19 protein-coding genes and 2 tRNA genes are annotated in these 18,686 nt (G+C 64.5%); 12 read left to right on the forward strand and 9 right to left on the reverse strand.

Features of this window, described 5'->3' with window-relative positions; translation table 11 throughout:
* Positions 1 to 78: 78 nt before the first annotated feature.
* Positions 79 to 1,398: an ABC transporter substrate-binding protein gene (locus tag CXZ10_RS18665; RefSeq protein ID WP_101290869.1), complete on the forward strand. Its 1,320-nt coding sequence runs from the start codon at positions 79 to 81 to the stop codon at positions 1,396 to 1,398.
* 120 nt (positions 1,399 to 1,518) lie between these two features.
* Entirely contained in the window at positions 1,519 to 3,105 is a 1,587-nt protein-coding gene (gene hcp / locus CXZ10_RS18670) for a hydroxylamine reductase (RefSeq protein WP_101290870.1), read from the forward strand.
* A gap of 84 nt (positions 3,106 to 3,189) precedes the next feature.
* Here the strand turns inward: hcp and CXZ10_RS21930 are convergent, their stop codons facing one another.
* Complete coding sequence (locus CXZ10_RS21930; RefSeq protein WP_280178924.1) at positions 3,190 to 3,324, reverse strand: hypothetical protein; 135 nt, start codon at positions 3,322 to 3,324, stop codon at positions 3,190 to 3,192.
* Between the two features lie 217 nt (positions 3,325 to 3,541).
* Here CXZ10_RS21930 and hydE point away from each other — a divergent pair, with 217 nt between their 5' ends.
* Complete coding sequence (hydE, locus tag CXZ10_RS18675) at positions 3,542 to 4,591, forward strand: [FeFe] hydrogenase H-cluster radical SAM maturase HydE (RefSeq protein WP_101290871.1); 1,050 nt, start codon at positions 3,542 to 3,544, stop codon at positions 4,589 to 4,591.
* Positions 4,592 to 4,790: 199 nt separating this feature from the next.
* Positions 4,791 to 5,183, forward strand: coding sequence for a DUF1236 domain-containing protein (locus tag CXZ10_RS18680; RefSeq protein WP_101290872.1), 393 nt, complete (start codon positions 4,791 to 4,793; stop codon positions 5,181 to 5,183).
* Positions 5,184 to 5,229: 46 nt separating this feature from the next.
* On the opposite strand, the gene hydF is transcribed toward CXZ10_RS18680, so the two are convergent.
* From hydF to hydG, 3 genes are read right to left on the reverse strand one after another with little or no spacing between them, the layout of a single operon-like run.
* The gene (gene hydF, locus CXZ10_RS18685; RefSeq protein WP_101290873.1) at positions 5,230 to 6,471 is read right to left on the reverse strand and encodes a [FeFe] hydrogenase H-cluster maturation GTPase HydF; all 1,242 of its coding nucleotides are present in this window, start codon (positions 6,469 to 6,471) and stop codon (positions 5,230 to 5,232) included.
* 16 nt (positions 6,472 to 6,487) lie between these two features.
* On the reverse strand, positions 6,488 to 7,879 hold the full coding sequence (locus tag CXZ10_RS18690) for an aspartate ammonia-lyase (RefSeq protein WP_101290874.1): 1,392 nt from the start codon (positions 7,877 to 7,879) through the stop codon (positions 6,488 to 6,490).
* A 24-nt stretch (positions 7,880 to 7,903) separates the two neighbouring features.
* Positions 7,904 to 9,304: a [FeFe] hydrogenase H-cluster radical SAM maturase HydG gene (hydG, locus tag CXZ10_RS18695; RefSeq protein WP_101290875.1), complete on the reverse strand. Its 1,401-nt coding sequence runs from the start codon at positions 9,302 to 9,304 to the stop codon at positions 7,904 to 7,906.
* A 244-nt stretch (positions 9,305 to 9,548) separates the two neighbouring features.
* On the opposite strand from hydG, the gene hpaR reads away from it, so the two are divergent.
* The 7 genes from hpaR (at position 9,549) to CXZ10_RS18730 (ending at position 12,555) form a co-directional block, all read left to right on the forward strand.
* Positions 9,549 to 10,094, forward strand: a complete 546-nt coding sequence (gene hpaR, locus CXZ10_RS18700; RefSeq protein WP_101290876.1) for a homoprotocatechuate degradation operon regulator HpaR — start codon at positions 9,549 to 9,551, stop codon at positions 10,092 to 10,094.
* Positions 10,095 to 10,105: 11 nt separating this feature from the next.
* Positions 10,106 to 10,693, forward strand: coding sequence for a DUF1349 domain-containing protein (locus tag CXZ10_RS18705; RefSeq protein ID WP_101290877.1), 588 nt, complete (start codon positions 10,106 to 10,108; stop codon positions 10,691 to 10,693).
* Between the two features lie 13 nt (positions 10,694 to 10,706).
* Positions 10,707 to 11,510, forward strand: coding sequence for an ABC transporter ATP-binding protein (locus tag CXZ10_RS18710; RefSeq protein ID WP_101290878.1), 804 nt, complete (start codon positions 10,707 to 10,709; stop codon positions 11,508 to 11,510).
* A 40-nt stretch (positions 11,511 to 11,550) separates the two neighbouring features.
* A tRNA-Pro gene (locus CXZ10_RS18715) sits at positions 11,551 to 11,627 on the forward strand.
* Positions 11,628 to 11,695: 68 nt separating this feature from the next.
* Positions 11,696 to 12,001, forward strand: a complete 306-nt coding sequence (locus CXZ10_RS18720; protein WP_101290879.1) for an ETC complex I subunit — start codon at positions 11,696 to 11,698, stop codon at positions 11,999 to 12,001.
* Between the two features lie 28 nt (positions 12,002 to 12,029).
* Positions 12,030 to 12,106, forward strand: a tRNA-Arg gene (locus tag CXZ10_RS18725).
* A gap of 74 nt (positions 12,107 to 12,180) precedes the next feature.
* Complete coding sequence (locus tag CXZ10_RS18730; RefSeq protein WP_101290880.1) at positions 12,181 to 12,555, forward strand: VanZ family protein; 375 nt, start codon at positions 12,181 to 12,183, stop codon at positions 12,553 to 12,555.
* A 2-nt stretch (positions 12,556 to 12,557) separates the two neighbouring features.
* Here the strand turns inward: CXZ10_RS18730 and CXZ10_RS18735 are convergent, their stop codons facing one another.
* The 5 genes from CXZ10_RS18735 to CXZ10_RS18755 form a co-directional block, all read right to left on the reverse strand.
* Complete coding sequence (locus tag CXZ10_RS18735) at positions 12,558 to 13,322, reverse strand: DeoR/GlpR family DNA-binding transcription regulator (protein WP_101290970.1); 765 nt, start codon at positions 13,320 to 13,322, stop codon at positions 12,558 to 12,560.
* Positions 13,323 to 13,558: 236 nt separating this feature from the next.
* On the reverse strand, positions 13,559 to 14,377 hold the full coding sequence (locus tag CXZ10_RS18740) for an ABC transporter permease (protein WP_101290881.1): 819 nt from the start codon (positions 14,375 to 14,377) through the stop codon (positions 13,559 to 13,561).
* 3 nt (positions 14,378 to 14,380) lie between these two features.
* A complete protein-coding gene (locus tag CXZ10_RS18745; RefSeq protein ID WP_101290882.1) occupies positions 14,381 to 15,259 on the reverse strand; it encodes an ABC transporter permease in 879 nt (292 codons plus the stop codon).
* Position 15,260: 1 nt separating this feature from the next.
* Positions 15,261 to 16,367 (reverse strand): ABC transporter ATP-binding protein, encoded by a 1,107-nt coding sequence (locus tag CXZ10_RS18750; protein ID WP_101290883.1) that lies wholly within the window; start codon positions 16,365 to 16,367, stop codon positions 15,261 to 15,263.
* A gap of 73 nt (positions 16,368 to 16,440) precedes the next feature.
* Positions 16,441 to 17,580 (reverse strand): ABC transporter substrate-binding protein, encoded by a 1,140-nt coding sequence (locus CXZ10_RS18755; protein WP_101290884.1) that lies wholly within the window; start codon positions 17,578 to 17,580, stop codon positions 16,441 to 16,443.
* 302 nt (positions 17,581 to 17,882) lie between these two features.
* On the opposite strand from CXZ10_RS18755, the gene fabG reads away from it, so the two are divergent.
* A complete protein-coding gene (gene fabG / locus CXZ10_RS18760; protein WP_101290885.1) occupies positions 17,883 to 18,659 on the forward strand; it encodes a 3-oxoacyl-ACP reductase FabG in 777 nt (258 codons plus the stop codon).
* Positions 18,660 to 18,686 lie beyond the last annotated feature (27 nt).

Here is an 18,686-nt window from a genome sequence, read left to right on the forward strand (position 1 = left end):
CCAGTACCTTCTGGACCGTTGCTGCACTAACATCCGCTATAGTGGATCAGCGCAACTGAATCGGTGGAGGTAGCGACGATGCGCTTCAGCGCAGTTCTGGGAGTGGTGGCGCTGATCGGCGCGACCGGCGCCGCGCTACCCGCCGAAGTACTGACGATCGCCGCCGTCGACAATGCCGACATGATCCGCATGCAGGAGCTCACCGACGATTTCGTGGCGCACAACCCTGAAATTCATCTCAACTGGGTGATCCTGGAAGAAAGCGTTCTGCGGCAGAAGATCGCCACCGACATCGAGACGCACGGTGGCCAGTTCGACATCATCACCATCGGCAATTACGAAGTGCCGATCTGGGCGCGGCAAGGCTGGCTCAAACCACTCGACAACCTCGGCGCCGCCTACGACGAAGATGATCTTCTACCGCCCATCCGCAAGGCGGTCTCCTACAACGGCAGGCTCTACGCCTCGCCCTTTTACGGCGAAAGCGCCATGCTGATGTACCGGGCAGATCTGTTCCGGCAGGCCGGCCTCGAAATGCCACCGTCGCCGACGTGGACCTTCGTGCGCGAGGCTGCGTTGAAACTCACCGACAAAGCGGCCGGACGCTACGGAATCTGCCTGCGTGGCAAGGCCGGCTGGGGAGAGAACATGGCGCTGCTGACCGCCGCCGCCAACTCCTTCGGCGCCCGCTGGTTCGACTTCAGCTGGCGGCCGGAGTTCGATACGCCGGAGTGGCAGCAAACGCTCGCCTTCTACGTCAGCCTCATGCAGGCGGCCGGCCCACCGGACGCCGCCTTTTACGGCTACCATGAGAATCTTGATCTGTTCCGGACGGGCAAGTGCGCCATGTGGGCCGATTCCACCGTTGCCGCCTCGACGCTGAGCGACCCCAAGACGTCTGACGTCGTCGGCCGCGTCGGCTACGCGCCCTTTCCGACCTATGGCACCCTCGGCAACCATGGCAACTGGCTGTGGACCTGGAATCTCGCCATTCCCGCCAGCACCACCAAGGCAGGCCCGGCCCAGCGCTTCATCGCCTGGGCCACAGACCGGGAGTATGCCGATCTGGTCGCCGCCCATGCGGGCTGGACATATGCACCGCCCGGTACGCGGGTGTCGCTTTACAACAACCCCGGCTATCGATCGGCGGCGCCGTTCTCCGGCCACACGCTGACCGCCATCAACACCGCCAATCCCGAACAGCCGACCGTCAAGCCGGCGCCCTACACCGGCAGCCAGTTCGTGGCCATCCCGGAGTTCCAGCACATCGGCAATGCCGTTGGCCAGATCTTCGCCGCCGCCGTCGTGGGACAGATGAGCGTCAAGGAGGCGCTCGCCGCGGCAAATGAGATGACGCTCCGAGAAATGACGCGGGCTGGCTACATCGCCCCACGGTGAAAGCGCCGGCAGTTTGTTGCCGCGCAACGTCGTTGGGCGGAGCTCCTCCTAGGTTCCACTCCATTCCGCCGGCCCCGCCGGCAAGAAGGGCCAAACGCCCCCGAGGATGGAGACGGACAGATGTTTTGCTATCAGTGTGAACAGACCGCCCGCGGAACCGGCTGCGTGACGCGCGGCGTCTGCGGCAAGTCGCCGGAAGCTTCGGACCTGCAGGATGTGCTGGTTCACGCGGCCAAGCGTCTGGCGACGCGCTACGCGAACGTACCCGCCGCCGAGCGGCCGGCGAGCCTCGCCCCGATGCTTGAAGACGCGCTGTTCGTCACCGTCACCAACGTCAACTTCGACACCGCCTCGATTCTCGGCATGATCCGCGATGTGGTCGCCGCCGCTGGAGCTCCCGCCGCCGGTGTCGCCGCCGAAGCCCCGGAAGACACGCTGCTCGCCTGGTCGCGCGCCTCGATGATCGACGCTCGCAAGGCGACCCTCGGCGATGACGTCACCGGCCTGCAGGAACTGCTGCTCTACGGCCTCAAGGGCATGGCCGCCTACGCCCATCACGCTCGCCAGATGCACCGCGCCGACCCGGTGGTCGATGCCTTCATGGTCGAGGCGCTGGCCAAGCTCGACGCGGGCGTCGCCGATATCAACGAGCTGCTGGCCCTCAACCTCAAGTGCGGCGAAGTCACCATCAACGTGCTGGCGCTGCTCGACGCCGCCCATTGCGACACCTACGGCAAGCCGACCCCGACGCCGGTGCTGATGGGTCACGTGCCCGGCAAGGCGATCCTCGTTTCCGGCCACGACATGGTCGACCTGAAGGCACTCCTGGAACAGACCGAAGGCAAGGGCATCAACATCTACACCCATGGCGAGATGCTGCCGGCCCACGGCTATCCCGAACTCAAGAAGTTCAAGCACCTCGTCGGCCATTTCGGCGGTGCCTGGATGCTGCAGCAGCGGGAGTTCCCGAAGTTCCCCGGCGCCATCCTGATGACCACCAACTGCCTGATGCAGCCCTTCGAGGACTACGAAGGCCGCCTGTTCACCCGCAACCTCGTCGCCTGGCCGGGCATCGCCCATATCGAAGACCGTGACTTCACGCCGGTCATCAAGGCCGCTCTGGCTGCTCCCGGCTTCACCGACACGGTCAGGACGGGCGAGCATCTGGTCGGCTTCGGCCATGACGCGGTGCTGGGCGCCGCCGACAAGATCATCGGTGCCGTCAAGGCGGGCGAGATCAAGCACTTCGCCGTCATCGGCGGTTGCGACGGCTCGGAAGGCGAGCGGTCCTACTACACCGACCTCGGCACGACCATTCCCAAGGATTGGGTGATCCTGACGCTTGGCTGCGGCAAGTATCGCCTGCTCGGCCACGATTACGGCACGGTTGCCGGCCTGCCGCGCCTCCTCGACATGGGCCAGTGCAACGACAGCTTCTCGGCCGTCAAGGTGGCGCTGGCGCTGGCCGATGCCTTCGGTTGCACCGTCAACGAGCTGCCGCTCTCCATCGTGCTGTCGTGGTTCGAGCAGAAGGCGGTCTGCGTGCTGCTCGCCCTCCTGCACCTCAACGTCAAGAACATCCGCATCGGACCTCGCCTTCCGGCCTTCCTGACGCCCGCCGTCCTGAAGGTGCTGGTCGATGCCTTCGGCCTGAAGCCCGTCGGTGAAGTCGAGGTCGACCTCCAGGCGATGTCCAACGCCGCCTGACGCACGCCCCGCGAGGAGGGAAAAAAGAACCGGCCGGGCATCGCTGCCCGGCCGGCGGTTTCCAACAAAGTCGCTGAGCGCGTATCAGACGCCGACGGCGATGGCCTGAAGGCCGAACAACACCGTCAGGAATGCCGCGGCTACGGCGATCCGCAGACAGAAACCAGCGGACGGACAGGTAAGCGCCCGCCCCACTTCCTTGACCACGGTGACAATCACGGCCGCCTCCCTGTTGCGTTCGCAGGTCACCCATGAACGGTGAGACCCGGCAGGCTCCTCCCAAGCCGGACCGCACGTCCGTAAAAATTAGAATCGAATCTGCCCGAGAGTCATCCAAAACGTTTCGCCTAAGTATTCGGAGGGATGGGGATCGCCTGTCGCTAGGCTCTTGTTCAGGCTATAACTTTCCTAACACATATAAGTTTTCGGACAGGCCATGAGCACAGTTGCAGCCCTTCAGGAAAACATCTCCGCCGACGGCGTATTCGATCGCTCCACTGTCAAGGCACTGTTCGATCTGCCGCGCGAGGCTTTGTTCGCGCGCGCCGATGCGGTGCGCAAGGACAACATGGGCGACGAGGTGTTCCTGCGCGGCATCGTCGAGTTCTCCAACGTCTGTGCCAACGACTGTCTCTATTGCGGCATCCGCAAGTCCAACCACGATGTGCGTCGCTACCGCATCGATGAGGAGGAAATCCTTGAGGTGGCTCGCCGCATGGAGGGCTGGCAGCAGACGACCATCGTGCTTCAGTCGGGCGAAGTGGCGGCGGAGAAGGAAGACGAGCGCATCGAGCGCATCATCCGCCGCATCAAGACGGAGACGCGCCTCGCCGTCACCATGAGCGCCGGCAACCGGCCACGCGACACCTATGCCCGCTGGCGGGCAGCCGGCATGGATCGCTATCTTCTGCGCTTCGAGACGTCGAACCCCGAGCTTTTCGCCTTCCTGCATCCTGACTGCGATCTCCACGAACGCATCCGCTGTCTCAAGGATCTTCGCAGCCTCGGCGTACAGGTGGGCTCCGGTTTCATGATCGGCGTGCCCGGCGAGACGCTGGACATTCTCGCCGACAACATCCTGCTCTGTCGCGACCTCGATCTCGACATGATCGGCATCGGGCCGTTCATCGCCCATCCCGATACGCCGCTTGCCGGCCAGTCCAATGCTTACGCCGACGACCACGACATGTTCTTCGCTGCCGTTTCAGCGCTCCGTATCGTCAATCCGAAGGCCCACATTCCGGCGACGACGGCCTTCGACGCCATCTTCCCGCATGCCGGCCGCGACCTCGTGCTGCAGCGCGGTGCCAACGTGTTCATGCCCAACGCCACGCCTGGTCGCTTCCGCAAGAACTACATGCTCTATCCGGACAAGCCCTGCGTCGACGAGGATGACCATCAGTGCTCGGGCTGCGCCGCCGCCCGCGTCTGGTCGATCGGCCGGGTGATCGGCCAGGGACCGGGGCATTCGATCAAGGCCAGATGATGCTTTGAACCAGCAGGCATCGCTAAGGGAGACCGCATCCACTTCTCTTGCGAAGCCATGTCGGCGCGCTAAGAAATGCAAGCAGAAATAGGGATATAGCCGGCCCGACCGACGCCTGCCAAACGTCAGCCGAGACCGACGATTGGAACTTTTTCATCCGCTCAGCCGTTGACCACGCATCAACTGACAGGAGTCTGAGATGAAAAAGATCCTTGCAGCCTCGCTTATCATCGGCGGTCTCACCGCTGCCCCGGTTGCCTTCGCTCAGGAAGGCACCGTCTCCGGTGCGGCCGGTGGCGCCGCTACCGGCGCTATCGTGGGTGGTCCGGTTGGTGCCGTCGTCGGCGGCGTCGCTGGCGCCGCGGTCGGCACCATTCTTGACCCGCCGCCGCCGGAAGTGCGCACGGTCGTTATCGAGCAGACCACGCCGTCGGTCGTTTACGAGCAGCCGATCGTGGTTGGGCAGGCGCTGCCGACCACCGTGGTTCTCCACCCGGTCCCCGGCTACGAGAACTACTACTATACGGTCGTGAACAACGAGCGTGTCATCGTCGATCCGCAGACGCGCGTCGTGATGCAAGTGCTGAACTGATGTTGCGATGGCGTCTGAAAAGCGGGGCTTCGGCCCCGCTTTTTCGTTAGGCGATTTGGGGGGCAGCGTTGGCGCGCTCGAAGGCGATGCGCGCCGAGGGGAACGGCCCGAGCGACCGGTGGAGAACGCCCTGCACGCGACTGATGGCGACACCGTAGTTTGTGATCGGCACGCCCTGGCGTTCCGCCTGGCGAATCCTGAGAAGAGCCTGCTTGCGATTGACGGTGCAGGCGCCGCACTGGACGACGAGCGCGTAGGGGCTGAGATCCTCCGGAAAGACGCGGCCGGCCATCGTCTCGAACTCGATATCGCCGCCGGCATATTGGCGGAACCAGCGGGGAATCTTCACCCGGCCGATATCGTCGGCCATGGAGTGGTGGGTGCAGGCCTCGGCGATCAGCACGCGGTCGCCCGGCTTCAACTGATCGATGCGGGCTGCGCCCTCGGCGAGGCGCACGAGATCGCCCTTGAAGCGCGCCATCAGGATCGAGAAGGTGGTGAGCGGCACGTCGTCGGGCGTATCGGCCGCCGCCTTCAGAACGATCTGACTATCGCAGACCACGAGATCCGGTTTCTTGCTCAGCGACTTCAGCGTCGCCGCGAGCTCGCGCTCCTTCACCACCGTGCAGCTGGCGTCGGCGTCGAGAATGTCGCGGATCGCCATGACCTGCGGCAGGATCAGCCGGCCCTTGGGCGCCGACAGATCGATGGGAACGACCAGCACCACATGGCCGCCGGCCGGTACCAGATCGGCGAGAAGATGCGGCACCTCGAAAGAGCTTTCCGGCGCGGCCTCCAGGATCACTTCGCGTACGCGGACGGCGTCTGCCTTGGTGGCCGTGGAGATCGAAGCGAACGGAATGTCACGCGCCTTCACGACCGCCAATGCCTCGGCCGGCGGCGCGCCGAGATCGGCCTTGGTGAAGACGACGCAATAGGGCGTTTCGCGGTCGGCCAGCGCGTCCATCAGCTTGATCTCGTCGTCGCCAATCGGGCCGTCGGTGACGATGATGCCGAGATCGGTGTGGTCGAGCGCCTTGAGCGTCTTCTCGACGCGCATCTCGCCGAGGTCGCCGACATCGTCGATGCCGGCGGTGTCGACGAACAGCACCGGACCGATCGGCAGCAGCTCCATCGCCTTCTCGACCGGGTCGGTGGTGGTGCCGGCGACGTCGGAGACGATCGACACCTCCTGACCGATCAACAGGTTGACCAGCGACGACTTGCCGACGTTGCGCCGGCCATAGACGCCGATGTGCAGGCGAAGACCCTTGGGCGTGGCGAGCATGGTGTCTGGTCCTTGTCTATTTCGTGCCGAGGGCAGTCATGGCGTTGGCGGACAGCAGGCGGTCAAGATCGGCCGGTTCGATGAGCTTGCGTTCGAGGACGATCTCGATGACCGAGCGGCCGCTGTCGCGCGCGGCGACTGCCACCTCGGTGGCGGTTTCGTAGCCGAGACGGGGTAGCAAGGCGGTGACGACCGCGCGGCTTTCGCCAACCTGTTTGCGGCAAGCCGCCTCGTCGACCGATAGACCCTCGACACACCGCGTCCGGAAGATGGTCGAGGCGGCTTCCAACAGGCTGAGACTGTCGAGCAGCGCATCGGCGAGGAGCGGCAGGAAGGCGTTGAGCTCGAGCTGGCCGTTCTGGGCGGCGAGCGTCACCACTTGATCATTACCCATCACCCGCATGGCCGCCTGCCCGATCGCTTCGGGGATCACCGGATTGACCTTGCCCGGCATGATCGAAGAGCCCGCCTGCACGGCCGGCAACAGGATCTCACCGAAGCCGGCCTGCGGACCTGACGACAGAAGGCGAAGATCCGACGAGATCTTGAACAGGTTGACGGCGTTGGCCTTGAGGATGCCCGACACCTCGACGAAGGCATCGGCATTCTGGGTGGCGTCGACGAGGTTCTCGGCGCGGGCAAGGCCAAGGCCGGTCACCTCGCGCAGCACCTCGGTGACCATGAACACGTAATCGCGCGGCGCGGCGATGGCCGTGCCGACGGCCGTGCCGCCGAGGTTGACGACGCGCAGCCGCTCCTCGCACTTGAAGACGCGCCAGCGGTCGCGCGCCAGCGCCTCGGCCCAGGCCGAGAACACCGCGCCATAGGCGATGGGACAGGCATCCTGCAGCTCGGTGCGGGCGATCTTGACGACGCCGGACCAGGTCCGTTCCTTCTCCTGAAAGGCGACCTGAAGGTCGGCAATGGCTTTCTCAAGGCTATGCAGCAGGCGGATGGCGGCGATCTTCAGCGCCGTCGGGAAGGTGTCATTGGTCGACTGGTTGAGGTTGACGTGGTCGTTGGGATGGACGCGAAGGTGCTCACCGCGCCGGCCGCCGAGCATTTCCTCGGCGCGGTTGGCGATCACCTCGTTGACGTTCATGTTGAGCGAGGTGCCGGCGCCGCCCTGCAAGGCATCCACGACGATCTCTTGGAGGAGAGTGCCATCCTCGATCTCGCGAGCGGCCCGCACGATGGCCTCCGCCACATCCTCCTTGAGGAAGCCGAGGCGGTGATTGGTCTTCGCCGCGGCGATCTTCACCGCCGCATAGGCCTTGATCAACTCGGGATGCGCCGGCCGACCGGAAAGCGGGAAGTTCTCGCGCGCCCGCGCCGTATGGATGCCCATGAGGGCATCTTCCGGAATGTCACGTTCGCCGATCAGATCGGCCTCGCGCCGCGTCGCCATCGCCTGCCTCCAGGCGCCGTCACCTCAGCGGTAGACGTCGCGCTTGCCCTCGCGCACCTTGCGCATCATCGTTTGGGAATACCGGGCGATCTTCGGTTCCATTGTCGCCACCTCGGCCGCCACGGCCTTCTCGCCGGCGGCGCAGGTGTCCTCGGAGCCGTAGTCGAGCATGTATTCCATGAAGGACGACAGGGCGTTCGGTCCGCACATTTCGCGGATGAGGCCGGGCTTGGCAAGATCCATGAAGTCGGCGCCCGTGCGACCCATGCGATAGCAGGCCGTGCAGAAGGACGGCACGCAGCCACTGGCGGCGATGTCGCGCACCACCTCATCGAGAGGACGATGATCGCCGCGCGTGAACTGGGCGGCCTGCTCCTCGACCGGCGTCGCATAGCCGCCGGGGTTGGTGCGGCTGCCACCGGAGATCTGCGACACGCCGAGCCGGAAGGCGTCGCGGCGCATCTCCGGGTTCTCGCGCGTCGACAGGATGATGCCGGTATACGGGACGGCAAGGCGCAAGATGGCGATGATCTTCTTGAAGTCGAAGTCCGAGACCATGTGCGGCGGCGCCATCGACACGTCGGAGCCGACGGCCGGCTCCATGCGCGGCACCGAGATGGTGTGCGGGCCGACACCGAAGGCATCTTCCAGATGGGCGATGTGCTGCATGGTGGCCAGCACCTCGAAACGCCAGTCGTGCAGGCCGAACAGCGGACCGATGCCGACGTCGTCGATGCCGGCAGCCATGGCGCGGTCCATCACCGACACGCGCCAATCGAAGTCGGCCTTGGCGCCCGACGGATGCATCTGCTCGTAGACCTTGCGGTTATAGGTCTCCTGGAACAGTTGATAGGTGCCGATGCCGGTATCCTTGAGACGGCGGAACTCATTGGTCTCCAGCGGGGCGACGTTGACGTTGATGCGGCGGATCTCGCCGCGGCCGCGCTTCACCGAATAGATACGCTCGATGGCGTCGATCAGATACTGGAAGCCGGTCTTGGGGAAGGCCTCGCCGCCGATCAGCAAGAGGCGCTTGTGGCCCTGGTCGATCAGCGCCGCCGTCTCGGCCTCGATCTCCTCCATGGTCAGGATCTTCCGGTCGAGCTCCTTGTTGGAGCGGCGGAAGGCGCAATAGACGCATTCGTTGAGGCAGATGTTGGAGAAGTAGAGCGGCGCGAACAGCACGATGCGCGGGCCATAGATCTCGGTCTTCACCTTCTCGGCCGTATGGAACAGCTCGGCCACGAGATCGGGATCGGTGACAGCGCAGAGTACGGCGACGTCATCTTCCGAAAGACCGCCCAGTGTCGACGCCTTTTCCAGGATCTCACGGACGCGCAGCCTGTCGGCCCCGGCGGCCGTGGCGGCGATCTCCGTCTCGATGCGGTTTTCGTCGAGCCAGGTGATCCGTTCGGTCTTCGTCATCGTCGCAGCCTTTCACCGGCCCGTCCGCCGGAGCTTCTCTGAAAGCGACAGTGCCCGATATCGGCCGAAGGCGATTTGCGCGAGATCAATCCTAACTCGGTTAAACTGGAATGACGGGGTAATAAAACTCGGAAAAGCCGCCTTGGGCCGGCGTTCACCTTTCCCATGAGCATCGTTTGCGTATCGGCGTTTCCTGACAGCATAAAAGCGGATAGGCTCGACGCAAATCAGCGAGGTTCGTCGAATGATCGAGAGGGACAATGAAGCCTTGTCCAGCGGTATTGCCGGGCAGGAACCCGGCACCCGCGGTCGGGGGCGCCTCAGGGATGTGTCCCGCTCGCTGCCGATCGCCCTTTTGAGGACGCGGGAAGCGGTGATGCGGCAGTTTCGGCCGGCACTGCGGTCTGTCGATCTCACCGAGCAGCAATGGCGTGTGCTGAGGGCACTCGACTCAGTGCCGGAAATCGATGCCACCGGCCTCGCAATGGCGACGTTCCTGCTGCCTCCGTCGCTGTCGCGCATTCTTCGCGACCTGGAAAAGCGGCACCTCATCAGCCGGCGCCCCGATCCCGCCGATCTCCGGGCCTGGGTGATCTCATTAACGCCGGAGGGGCGGACGTTCATTGACGCTGCGGGAGTTCCTATCGAGACGATCTACACCGAGCTGACCGAGAGGATCGGCAAGGAGCGGCTCGATACGCTGATGCAGCTTCTCAGGGACATCGAGCAGGATCTCAACGCTGCATCGACCGATGAGGACGACGGCGCGCCGGAAGAGCCGGCGGAATGACCGGGGGAGACATGTCGAAAACCGGATTTGGCGGCGGCGCATGGCTGAACGAGCCTGCCCGCTGGACCATCGATGGCGACCGGCTGACGGTAGCCACAGAGGCAGAAAGCGATTTCTGGCGCGAAACCTATTATGGCTTCGTGCATGACAATGGCCATGCCTACCTGTTGCCGGCCGACGACGGCTTCACCGCCATGCTGCGCGTCCGCGCCGACTACACCGCCAACTTCGATCAGGCCGGCCTGATGCTGTATCTCGACGAGCGGCACTGGCTGAAATGCGGTGTCGAACTGACAGACGGCGACCGCTTCCTCTCGGTGGTGGTGACCAACGGCCGTTCCGACTGGTCGGTGTCCCAGCCGTTCCGCGAGCTCGACGATTTCCGCCTGCGCATGACGGTGAAGGACGGATCCGTCTTGGTGCATGCCTCCCGCGACGGCGCCCGCTGGTCGATGCTGCGCGTTGCCTCCTTCGCGCCGGCGCCGCGCTACCGCGTCGGGCCGATGACCTGTTCGCCGTCGCGCGCCGGCCTTGAGGTCACCTTCTCCGATTTCTCCATCGGCCCGGCTTCCACCGAGCCATTGCACGCCGAAATCTGAGGGCAGAGTTACGATGACCGCTGTACCCGCGCTCCGGCTGGCCGGCGTCGGCAAACAGTTCGCGGCGGAAGCCGGTGGTACTGTGACGGCGCTTGCCGGCGTCGACCTCGAGGTGGCGACCGGCGAGTTCGTGGCACTGATCGGTCCATCCGGCTGCGGCAAGAGCACGATCCTGAGGCTCGTCGCCGGCCTCGACCGGCCAAGCGACGGATCGGTGATCGTCCACGGCGGCGAACCCGAGGCGCTCAGCCGAGCCCACAAGCTGGGCTTTGCCTTCCAGGACGCGGCCCTGCTGCCCTGGCTCGATGTTCGCGACAACATCGCCATGCCCTTCCGTCTCGCCGGGCTAGAGCGGAACATGGATCGCGTGGCGGCGCTCATCGATCTCGTCGGTCTCACCGGCTTCGAGCGGGCAAGGCCCGATGAACTCTCCGGCGGCATGCGCCAGCGCGTCGCCATCGCCCGCGCCCTGGTACTGGAGCCGGAGGTCTTGCTGCTCGACGAGCCGTTCGGCGCGCTCGATGCCGTAACGCGGCGGCAGATGAACCTCGAGCTGCAACGCATCTGGAGCGCCACGCGCACGACGACGCTGCTCGTTACCCACGCCGTCGACGAAGCGCTGTTCCTGGCCGACCGCGTGCTGGTGATGAGCCAGCGCCCCGGGCGTATCGTCGAAACGATAGCCGTGCCCTTCGGCCGGCCGCGCGCGCCGGCGCTGCTGCGGGAGGCCGCTTTCCATGCCCTGGAAGACCGGCTGACGGAAGCGCTGATCCCCGATGCCTATGGCGATCCGGCACGCATCCAGCCTATTGCGTAGCCGCTCCTGAAACGCTAGGTAAACCCTCACGTTTCGGTCGCGGGGCATAGCGCAGTCTGGTAGCGCACCTGCTTTGGGAGCAGGGGGTCGCAAGTTCGAATCTTGCTGCCCCGACCAAAACGGCGGCCCTCGATCGCGGACCCGCCCGCGGCGGGCCGGGACGGCGACAGAGGAGAAGGGCCACGATGACGGCGCGAATCTACAAGCCTGCCAAGACCGCCATGCAGTCGGGACGCGGCCGCACGGAGCGCTGGTTGCTGGAGTTCGAGCCCGAGAAGCCCAAGAGCATCGAGCCGCTGATGGGCTACACCTCATCGCGCGACATGAAGCAGCAGGTGCGCCTCTCCTTCGACACGCGCGAAGAGGCGATCGCCTATGCCGTTCGCGAGGGCCTCGCCTATCAGGTGATGGAGCCCAAGGAGCGGACGCCGAAGAAGCTCTCCTATTCCGACAATTTCAAGTACGGCAAGGCGGAAACCTGGACGCACTGAGGCGCCCATCCGCGCCGCCCGGCCCGACGGCTCCATAGCTCAGCTGGATAGAGCAGCCGCCTTCTAAGCGGCAGGTCGCAGGTTCGAGCCCTGCTGGAGTCGCCATTTCTGCCCTGTTTTCCTGTCGCATCGCGCGGTCGCCTTGCAGGCGCGACTCACGACCAAAGGAGCCACTTCCCATGGACATTGAGCGTGTCGGGCGGCGGCTTTTTCAAGCCACGGGCGTCATTTGCCTCGTCGTGATCGTCGTACTGTCCGTTCTGCCCGGCTCCGCACGCCCGCATGTTCTGGGGTCAGGAAACGTCGAGCATCTCATCGCTTATGCCGGAGCCGCCTTTTTCGCGTCGTCGCTGCCGGCATTGCGCGGATGGCGCGTCCTGCTGTTTCTGTCGGCTATCTCGCTGGCGGTCGAGGGGCTTCAGACACTCATACCCGGCCGTGATCCCGGTCTCGACAATTGGATCGCTTCGACCCTCGGCGCTGCGATCGGGCTGATTTTCGCCCGCGCCTTCGTCACCGTGGCCCGGACCGCACTTTCCATCGCCACGCGCTAAACTCAGCTTGCCGTCACCAGTTCCACGTTCGACTGCCGCAGGGCCATGGCCAGCTTGTCCGGCGGAGCGGCATCGGTGACGAGCGCGTCGACATCGCGCCATGGCGCGTAGCGCGAGGGAAAGATGGCGTCGAACTTGGAGTGGTCGGCCACCACCACGCATTTGGCGGACCGCGCCACCATCGCCGTATAGACGGCGCCGCATTCCAGCAGCGCCTCCGACGGTCCGTCGGCCGCGAGACCCGACGCGCCAGTGACGGCATAGTCGGCGTAGAAGTTGCCAAGGAAGGACACGGTGTGCACGCCAACGGTGGCGCCTTCGCTGGCATGATAGTCGCCGGGCAGCATCAGCACCTTGATGGTCGGGTTGAAGGCCAGCACCGTCGCCACGCCGAAGGAATGGGTGATGACGGTGATGTTCTTCATCTCCACGGCGATGCGGCGGGCCACATGAACCGTGGTGGCGCCGGAGCCGATCATCAGCACGCTGCCGTCGCCGACGATCTTCAGCGCCGCGCGTGCCATCCGCTGGCGCTCCTCGACGTAGAGGCGATGGCGCTCAGTCACCGACGGCTCGCTGGACAGCGGCCGCACGGCGCCGCCATAAGTCCGGTTGAGCAGGCCCTGCGTCGTCAGTTCGTCCAGATCGCGGCGAATGGTTTCGGTGGAGACGTCGAGCCGGCGAGCAAGTTCGGCCACACGTAGCGACGGACTCGAATCCAGCTCGGCCAGGATCTGCGTCTGCCGCGATGATTTGGTCCGCTTCATGCTGCGCGCCATGCTTCCGTTTTGACCGGCCGGCTTCGCACCGATTCGGCCATCCCCTTGATCAGTGAGGTTTTCAGGTCGAGGTGATAACGGTCAAGGAGTACTTATTAGTTGCCTCAATCGCCGGCGAGTCTCCGGCTCTTGGCTTCCGCTTCGCTTCCGTCTTCGAGACGCTTCGTGTCTCGAAGACTCGCTTCGCGCGCCGCCGCTTGGCGCCGGAAGCCACTGGCGCGGCTTCATCCCTCTCTCTCCCGCAGCTCGGCTCGACGGCGAAGCAGCAAGCGGATGAGACCGCCCCCCAGGAGAAGCGCCGCCGCCGTCAGCGTGCTCATGGTGCCGAGGGCCGGCACCATGGGCGTATAGCCGGCCACCATCTTGGAATAGAGCCATTTCGGGATCGTCGAGTCGGCGCCGGCGGTGTAGAGCGACAGCGGGAAGTTGCCCCAGGAGAGGAGAAAGGCGAAGAGAGCCCCCGACCAGATGCCCGGCCAGAGGATGGGCAGCGTCACCGTGCGCAGTGTGAAGAGGCGGGAGGCGCCAAGGTCGCTCGCCGCTTCCTCCAGAACGGGGTCGAAGCTGAACACCTGGATGGCGATGACCAGCGTCACCACCGGCACGATCCAGACGAGATGGGCGACGACGGCGGTTTTCCACGTTGGACTGATGCCGAGCGCGTTGAACCAGAGCAGCAAGGCGAGCCCGAGTACCGGCTGCGGAAAGAAGATCGGCAGCAGCAAGAGGCGCTGGAAGGCGCGACGACCCTTCCAGGGGTATCGGGCGAAAGCCAGTGCGCCAAAGAAGGCGAAGAGCACGCTGAGCACGGTGACGATCAGCGCGATCAGCACCGAGTTCTGCACGAGGACATGGATTTCCAGGGAGTCCCAGGTCTTGCCCCACCATTCGGTGGAAAAGATCCGGATCGGGAAGGCGAAGTAACGCCCCTTGGAAAGCCCGGCCAGCGCGCCGCAAGCGATCGGCAGGTAGATCGCCAGCACGACGAAGGTCGTCCAGGCGCGAATGAGGAAGTGGGTACGGGTGCGTCCGACGGTCTGCATGGCTCAGCGCTTTCCGAGGATCTTGTCGAGGTCGAGCCGTGCCATGGCGGTGAGCGCCAGTCCGGAGACGATGAGAACGAGGATGAGGGCAAGCGCCGATCCCATCGGCCAGTTCTGGGCGTAGGTGAAGGCCACCTCGATGTCCTGGGTGATGGTGATCACCGACTGTCCGCCGAGGATCTTGGCCTCGGCCACCGCGCCGGCGGACAGCACGAAGGTGAGCAGCGCGCCGATCAGGATGCCGGGCATGGCGAGCGGCAGCTCGATCTCCCGCCAGATCATGAAGCGCCCCGCTCCCAAATCGCTGGCGGCGTCGACAAGGTCGCGCGGGATCATGGCGATGCCGAGCGTCATCGGGAACAGCATGAACGGCAGGTAGACGTAGACCATGCCGAAGAGAGTGATGCCCGGCGTATAGAGCAGTTCCGGCCCACCGGAAAAACCGAGCCATTTCAGCGCGCCGTCAAGCACGCCATTCTTGATGAAGAACAGCACCCAACCGTAGAGCCGAACGTTTTCCGAGACGAACAGCGGAAAGACGAACAGCACCGAAACCAGGCCGGACCACTTGCCGAACACCTTGTTGAGGCCGAAGGCGATCGGGTAGCAGACGACGAGCAGAATGGCGACGCAGGCGAAGGCGAGCGCCAGCGCCCAGACGAAGGATGTCCAGACCGTGTTGTTCGGGTCGAAGATCGCGGCGAAGTTCTGAAGCGTGAAGGAGCGGAAGACGTCGAAGCTCTTGGGCGTCGCGAAAGCGTAGGCGGCAACGGTGACGAGCGGGGCAAGAAAGCCGGCGACCAGCAGGAACAGCACCGGCAATGAGGCGCGGAAGCCCGACGTGAGTTTCGGCGCGGGAGCGGAAAGGGAAGCGTCGGCCATCTCAGCCTCCCACCACGATAGCATTTCCGGCGTCCCAGCCGATCGTCACCTCACCATCGCCCTTCCAGGCGGCGGCGCGCGGCACCTCAACGAGGAAGGTGCGGCCAGTCCGGCTCCTCACCTGATACTGCAGGCGGGAGCCCAGCGAATACTCGTTGAAGATTGTGCCGGAGAGCGTGTTGTCGGCACCGGCCTCATGGGTCACGAAGCGCATGTATTCCGGTCGGATGACGACGTTGGCTTCATCGCCATCGATGGAAACGCCCGATGCCACCGCCACCGGCTTGCCGTCGCGGCGAACCCAGCCGCCCTCGGCACGCCGGATCGGCACGATGTTCACCTCGCCGAAGAACTCGGCGACGAAGCGGTCGGCCGGCGTCGAGTAGATCTCCTCGGGCGTGCCGATCTGCACCACCTTGCCGGCGCGCATGACACCGATGCGGTCGGACATCACCATCGCCTCTTCCAGCGAATGGGTGATGTAGACGAAGGTTTTGCCGCTTTCGCGGTGCAGGTCCTTGAGCTCCTTTTCCAGGAGCTTCTTGAGTTTGTAGTCCAGTGCGGACAGCGGTTCGTCGAAGAACAGAACGTCGGGGTCGTAGGCGAAAGCGCGGGCCAGCGCCACGCGCTGCTTCTCGCCGCCGGAGCAGAGCATGACGTTCTTGGCATAATAGTCTTCCGGCAGGCGCACCTTGGCCATCAGTTCGAGTGCCCGCTTGCGCCGCTCCTCGGGCGCCATCTTGCGGACGCGTAGCGGGAATTCGATGTTGTCACCCACCGTCATGTGCGGAAACAGCGCCAGGGACTGGAAGACGAGGCAGGTGGGCCGCCGGTTGGAGGGCACGTCGTTGATCAGTTCGCCGCGGAGCGTGATGTAGCCCTCGCTGGGGCTTTCGAGGCCGGCGAGCATTCTGAGCAGCGTCGTCTTGCCAGACCCGGACGGGCCGACGATGGTGACGAACTCCCCCTCCTCGATGTCGAGGCTGATGCCGTCCACCGCCGCAAAGCCGTCGAACACCTTGCGGACGTCGACGAGTTGCAGCACAGGCCGCGGCGACTTCGTGGCGGCGGATGAATCGGGCAGGGAAGAGGCGGCAACAGACGACATGGGCGAGCGATCCTGAAAGCAAACCAAAGGGGAGCCGCCCGCCGCAGGCGGACGGCAGCGTTCGAGCACGCGATCAGCCGCGCTGGCGTTTGGCGCCGAGCATGATTTCCAGCGCCTTGTCGTAGTCCGGCACGATGTCGTATTCGGCCGACCGGGCCATCTCCTCCTCGACGCTGTCCCATTGGATGGCGTCGAGCTCATCCTTGGTGAACAGGTCGAAGCAGGCCTTGTTGCCCATCTGGGCCACCGGGTTGAAAGTGCCTTCGGCGAAGGCCACGGTGTGCGCCACCTCGGGATCCTGAACATATTCGAGAAACTGGGTGGCGAGCGGCGACAGCTGCGGGTTGTTGACCGTCGAGGTGATCTCGATCCAGGACACACCGCCCTTGCCGTCGATCGGCCCCTTGAGCGGCGTGATGGCGCGCAGGTTTGGATAGCCGTCGGCACGAGCCGGCGACACGGAGTAGGTGCCGCCGGTGAAGTGCAGGTCGATCTCGCCGGAGATCAGCGCCTGGTTCATGGTGGCAATGTCGCCGATCATCTTGGCGCCCTTGAAGATGCGGACGGCCGTCTCCTCGAAAGCCTTGAAGTCGGCGTCGGTGTGCTCGACGAAGGGGTTGATGCCGGCGGTCAGGAAGATGTCGAAGACGTTCCAGTCATCGGACTCGAGAATGCCGTACTTGCCGGCGAGCGACGGGTCGTTGAAGAGGTTCCAGCCCTGCTCCTCAGCCGTCGCACGGCTGATCTTGTCAGTGTTGACCACAAAGGAATAGGGCCCGAAGCGCTGGGCCATGCCGAGAAGATCCTTGCCGTCGTCGCTCATCGCCCAGCGATAGGGCGCCTTGAACTCGGGCAGCATCTTGTCGAAGTAAGGTTCGAAGGTTTCGCGCGGCAGCGGCTTGATCAGGCCGGCGGGTGCCATCACCTTGCGCGCCCAGGGATTGTTGACGTTGATGAGGTCCCAGACGGCGGTCTCACCGGCCCGGAGGCGGTTGATCATCGTCGGATCGTTGGTGAGGCTCTCGGCCTTCACCGTGGCACTCTTGGCGGCCCGGAACGGGTCGAGCACCTGCGCCGAGTTGTAACCCTCCCAGCAAAGAATGTTGAGCTCGCCCTCGCGCGCGGCGAAGGCACGGCTCGCCGAAAGAAGCGGGCCCACGAAGGCGGCCGCCCCCATCATCTGCAGCATGTTGCGCCTGGACATCGGTCCCATCGGAAAACCCTTTCCTGCTGACGGTTGGTCTGTTCCCTTTTGTTATGTTGGAAGTCTGTCGCAAAAATGTGTTGTTTACAACATCAATTTCGTTGGGCATGCTATCGGGCATCGAAGGGCAGCCGTGCGGCTCGCGAGGGGCTGGAAGGTTGCACGCACCGGATCGATGCGCGCTAAATTCCCCTGTTTTCCGGGGAAAATTACAGTTCTCCCGGCGTTCGCATCTTTTTTGATCGACCGCTGCCGCAGCCGTAATCGATGTGCTGGATTTTTGATCAAACAACAACAGAAGGTGGAACAGAATGTTGAAGTCGCTACAAGGAAGGACGGTGATCGTCACCGGCGGCAGCCGGGGCATCGGCAAGGGAATCGCCCTTCGTTTTGGCGAGGCAGGCCTCAACGTGCTGGTGGTGTCGCGCAGCGAATCCGATGCCTCGGCGGTCGCCAAGGCGATCGGGCCGAATGCCAGCGGCTTTGCTGCCGACGTATCGACGCCAGAAGGATGCACGGCCATGGCCAAGGCAGCCGTCGATCGCTACGGCAGCATCAATGTGCTCTGTGCCAACGCCGGCATCTTCCCGGCTGCCAAGCTGTCGGAAATGACGCCGGCCGACTTCGATCACGTCATCTCCACCAATCTCCGCTCCACCTTCCTCAGCGTCTCGGCGGTGTTGCCGGCGATGACGGCGGCAGGCAGTGGTCGCATCGTGCTCACCTCATCGATCACCGGCCCGGTCACCGGCTATCCCGGCTGGGCGCACTATGGCGCCAGCAAGGCCGGCCAGCTCGGCTTCATGCGCACGGCGGCGATCGAACTGGCACCCAAGGGCATCACGGTGAACGCCGTTCTGCCGGGCAATATCTTCACCGAGGGACTCGAGGGGATGGGACCGGACTATATCGCCAAGATGGAAGCCTCGATCCCGGTTCGGCGCCTGGGCACGGTGGTCGACATTGCCAATGCCGCGCTGTTCCTGGCGTCGGAAGAAGCCGCCTACATCACCGGCCAGACCATCACCGTCGACGGCGGCCAGATCCTGCCGGAGAGTCTGGGGGCACTCGAAGCCATGGGGGGCTGACCGGCCCCAGGAGTTTGTTCCAAACTG

Source organism: Pleomorphomonas diazotrophica (assembly GCF_002844595.1).
GTDB classification, from domain to species: Bacteria; Pseudomonadota; Alphaproteobacteria; order Rhizobiales; family Pleomorphomonadaceae; genus Pleomorphomonas; species Pleomorphomonas diazotrophica.

What these genes read in the sequence shown, in the direction of transcription:
- hpaR (WP_101290876.1), top strand. Translation starts at nt 9,549, where the DNA reads ATGATCGAGAGGGACAATGAAGCCTTGTCCAGCGGTATTGCCGGGCAG.
- CXZ10_RS18745 (WP_101290882.1), bottom strand. Translation starts at nt 15,259, where the DNA reads ATGGCCGACGCTTCCCTTTCCGCTCCCGCGCCGAAACTCACGTCGGGC.
- hcp (WP_101290870.1), top strand. Translation starts at nt 1,519, where the DNA reads ATGTTTTGCTATCAGTGTGAACAGACCGCCCGCGGAACCGGCTGCGTG.
- CXZ10_RS18680 (WP_101290872.1), top strand. Translation starts at nt 4,791, where the DNA reads ATGAAAAAGATCCTTGCAGCCTCGCTTATCATCGGCGGTCTCACCGCT.
- CXZ10_RS18705 (WP_101290877.1), top strand. Translation starts at nt 10,106, where the DNA reads ATGTCGAAAACCGGATTTGGCGGCGGCGCATGGCTGAACGAGCCTGCC.
- fabG (WP_101290885.1), top strand. Translation starts at nt 17,883, where the DNA reads ATGTTGAAGTCGCTACAAGGAAGGACGGTGATCGTCACCGGCGGCAGC.
- hydE (WP_101290871.1), top strand. Translation starts at nt 3,542, where the DNA reads ATGAGCACAGTTGCAGCCCTTCAGGAAAACATCTCCGCCGACGGCGTA.
- CXZ10_RS18665 (WP_101290869.1), top strand. Translation starts at nt 79, where the DNA reads ATGCGCTTCAGCGCAGTTCTGGGAGTGGTGGCGCTGATCGGCGCGACC.
- CXZ10_RS18740 (WP_101290881.1), bottom strand. Translation starts at nt 14,377, where the DNA reads ATGCAGACCGTCGGACGCACCCGTACCCACTTCCTCATTCGCGCCTGG.
- CXZ10_RS18730 (WP_101290880.1), top strand. Translation starts at nt 12,181, where the DNA reads ATGGACATTGAGCGTGTCGGGCGGCGGCTTTTTCAAGCCACGGGCGTC.
- CXZ10_RS18750 (WP_101290883.1), bottom strand. Translation starts at nt 16,367, where the DNA reads ATGTCGTCTGTTGCCGCCTCTTCCCTGCCCGATTCATCCGCCGCCACG.
- CXZ10_RS18755 (WP_101290884.1), bottom strand. Translation starts at nt 17,580, where the DNA reads ATGGGACCGATGTCCAGGCGCAACATGCTGCAGATGATGGGGGCGGCC.
- CXZ10_RS18710 (WP_101290878.1), top strand. Translation starts at nt 10,707, where the DNA reads ATGACCGCTGTACCCGCGCTCCGGCTGGCCGGCGTCGGCAAACAGTTC.
- CXZ10_RS18690 (WP_101290874.1), bottom strand. Translation starts at nt 7,879, where the DNA reads ATGGCGACGCGGCGCGAGGCCGATCTGATCGGCGAACGTGACATTCCG.
- CXZ10_RS18720 (WP_101290879.1), top strand. Translation starts at nt 11,696, where the DNA reads ATGACGGCGCGAATCTACAAGCCTGCCAAGACCGCCATGCAGTCGGGA.
- CXZ10_RS18735 (WP_101290970.1), bottom strand. Translation starts at nt 13,322, where the DNA reads ATGAAGCGGACCAAATCATCGCGGCAGACGCAGATCCTGGCCGAGCTG.
- hydF (WP_101290873.1), bottom strand. Translation starts at nt 6,471, where the DNA reads ATGCTCGCCACGCCCAAGGGTCTTCGCCTGCACATCGGCGTCTATGGC.
- hydG (WP_101290875.1), bottom strand. Translation starts at nt 9,304, where the DNA reads ATGACGAAGACCGAACGGATCACCTGGCTCGACGAAAACCGCATCGAG.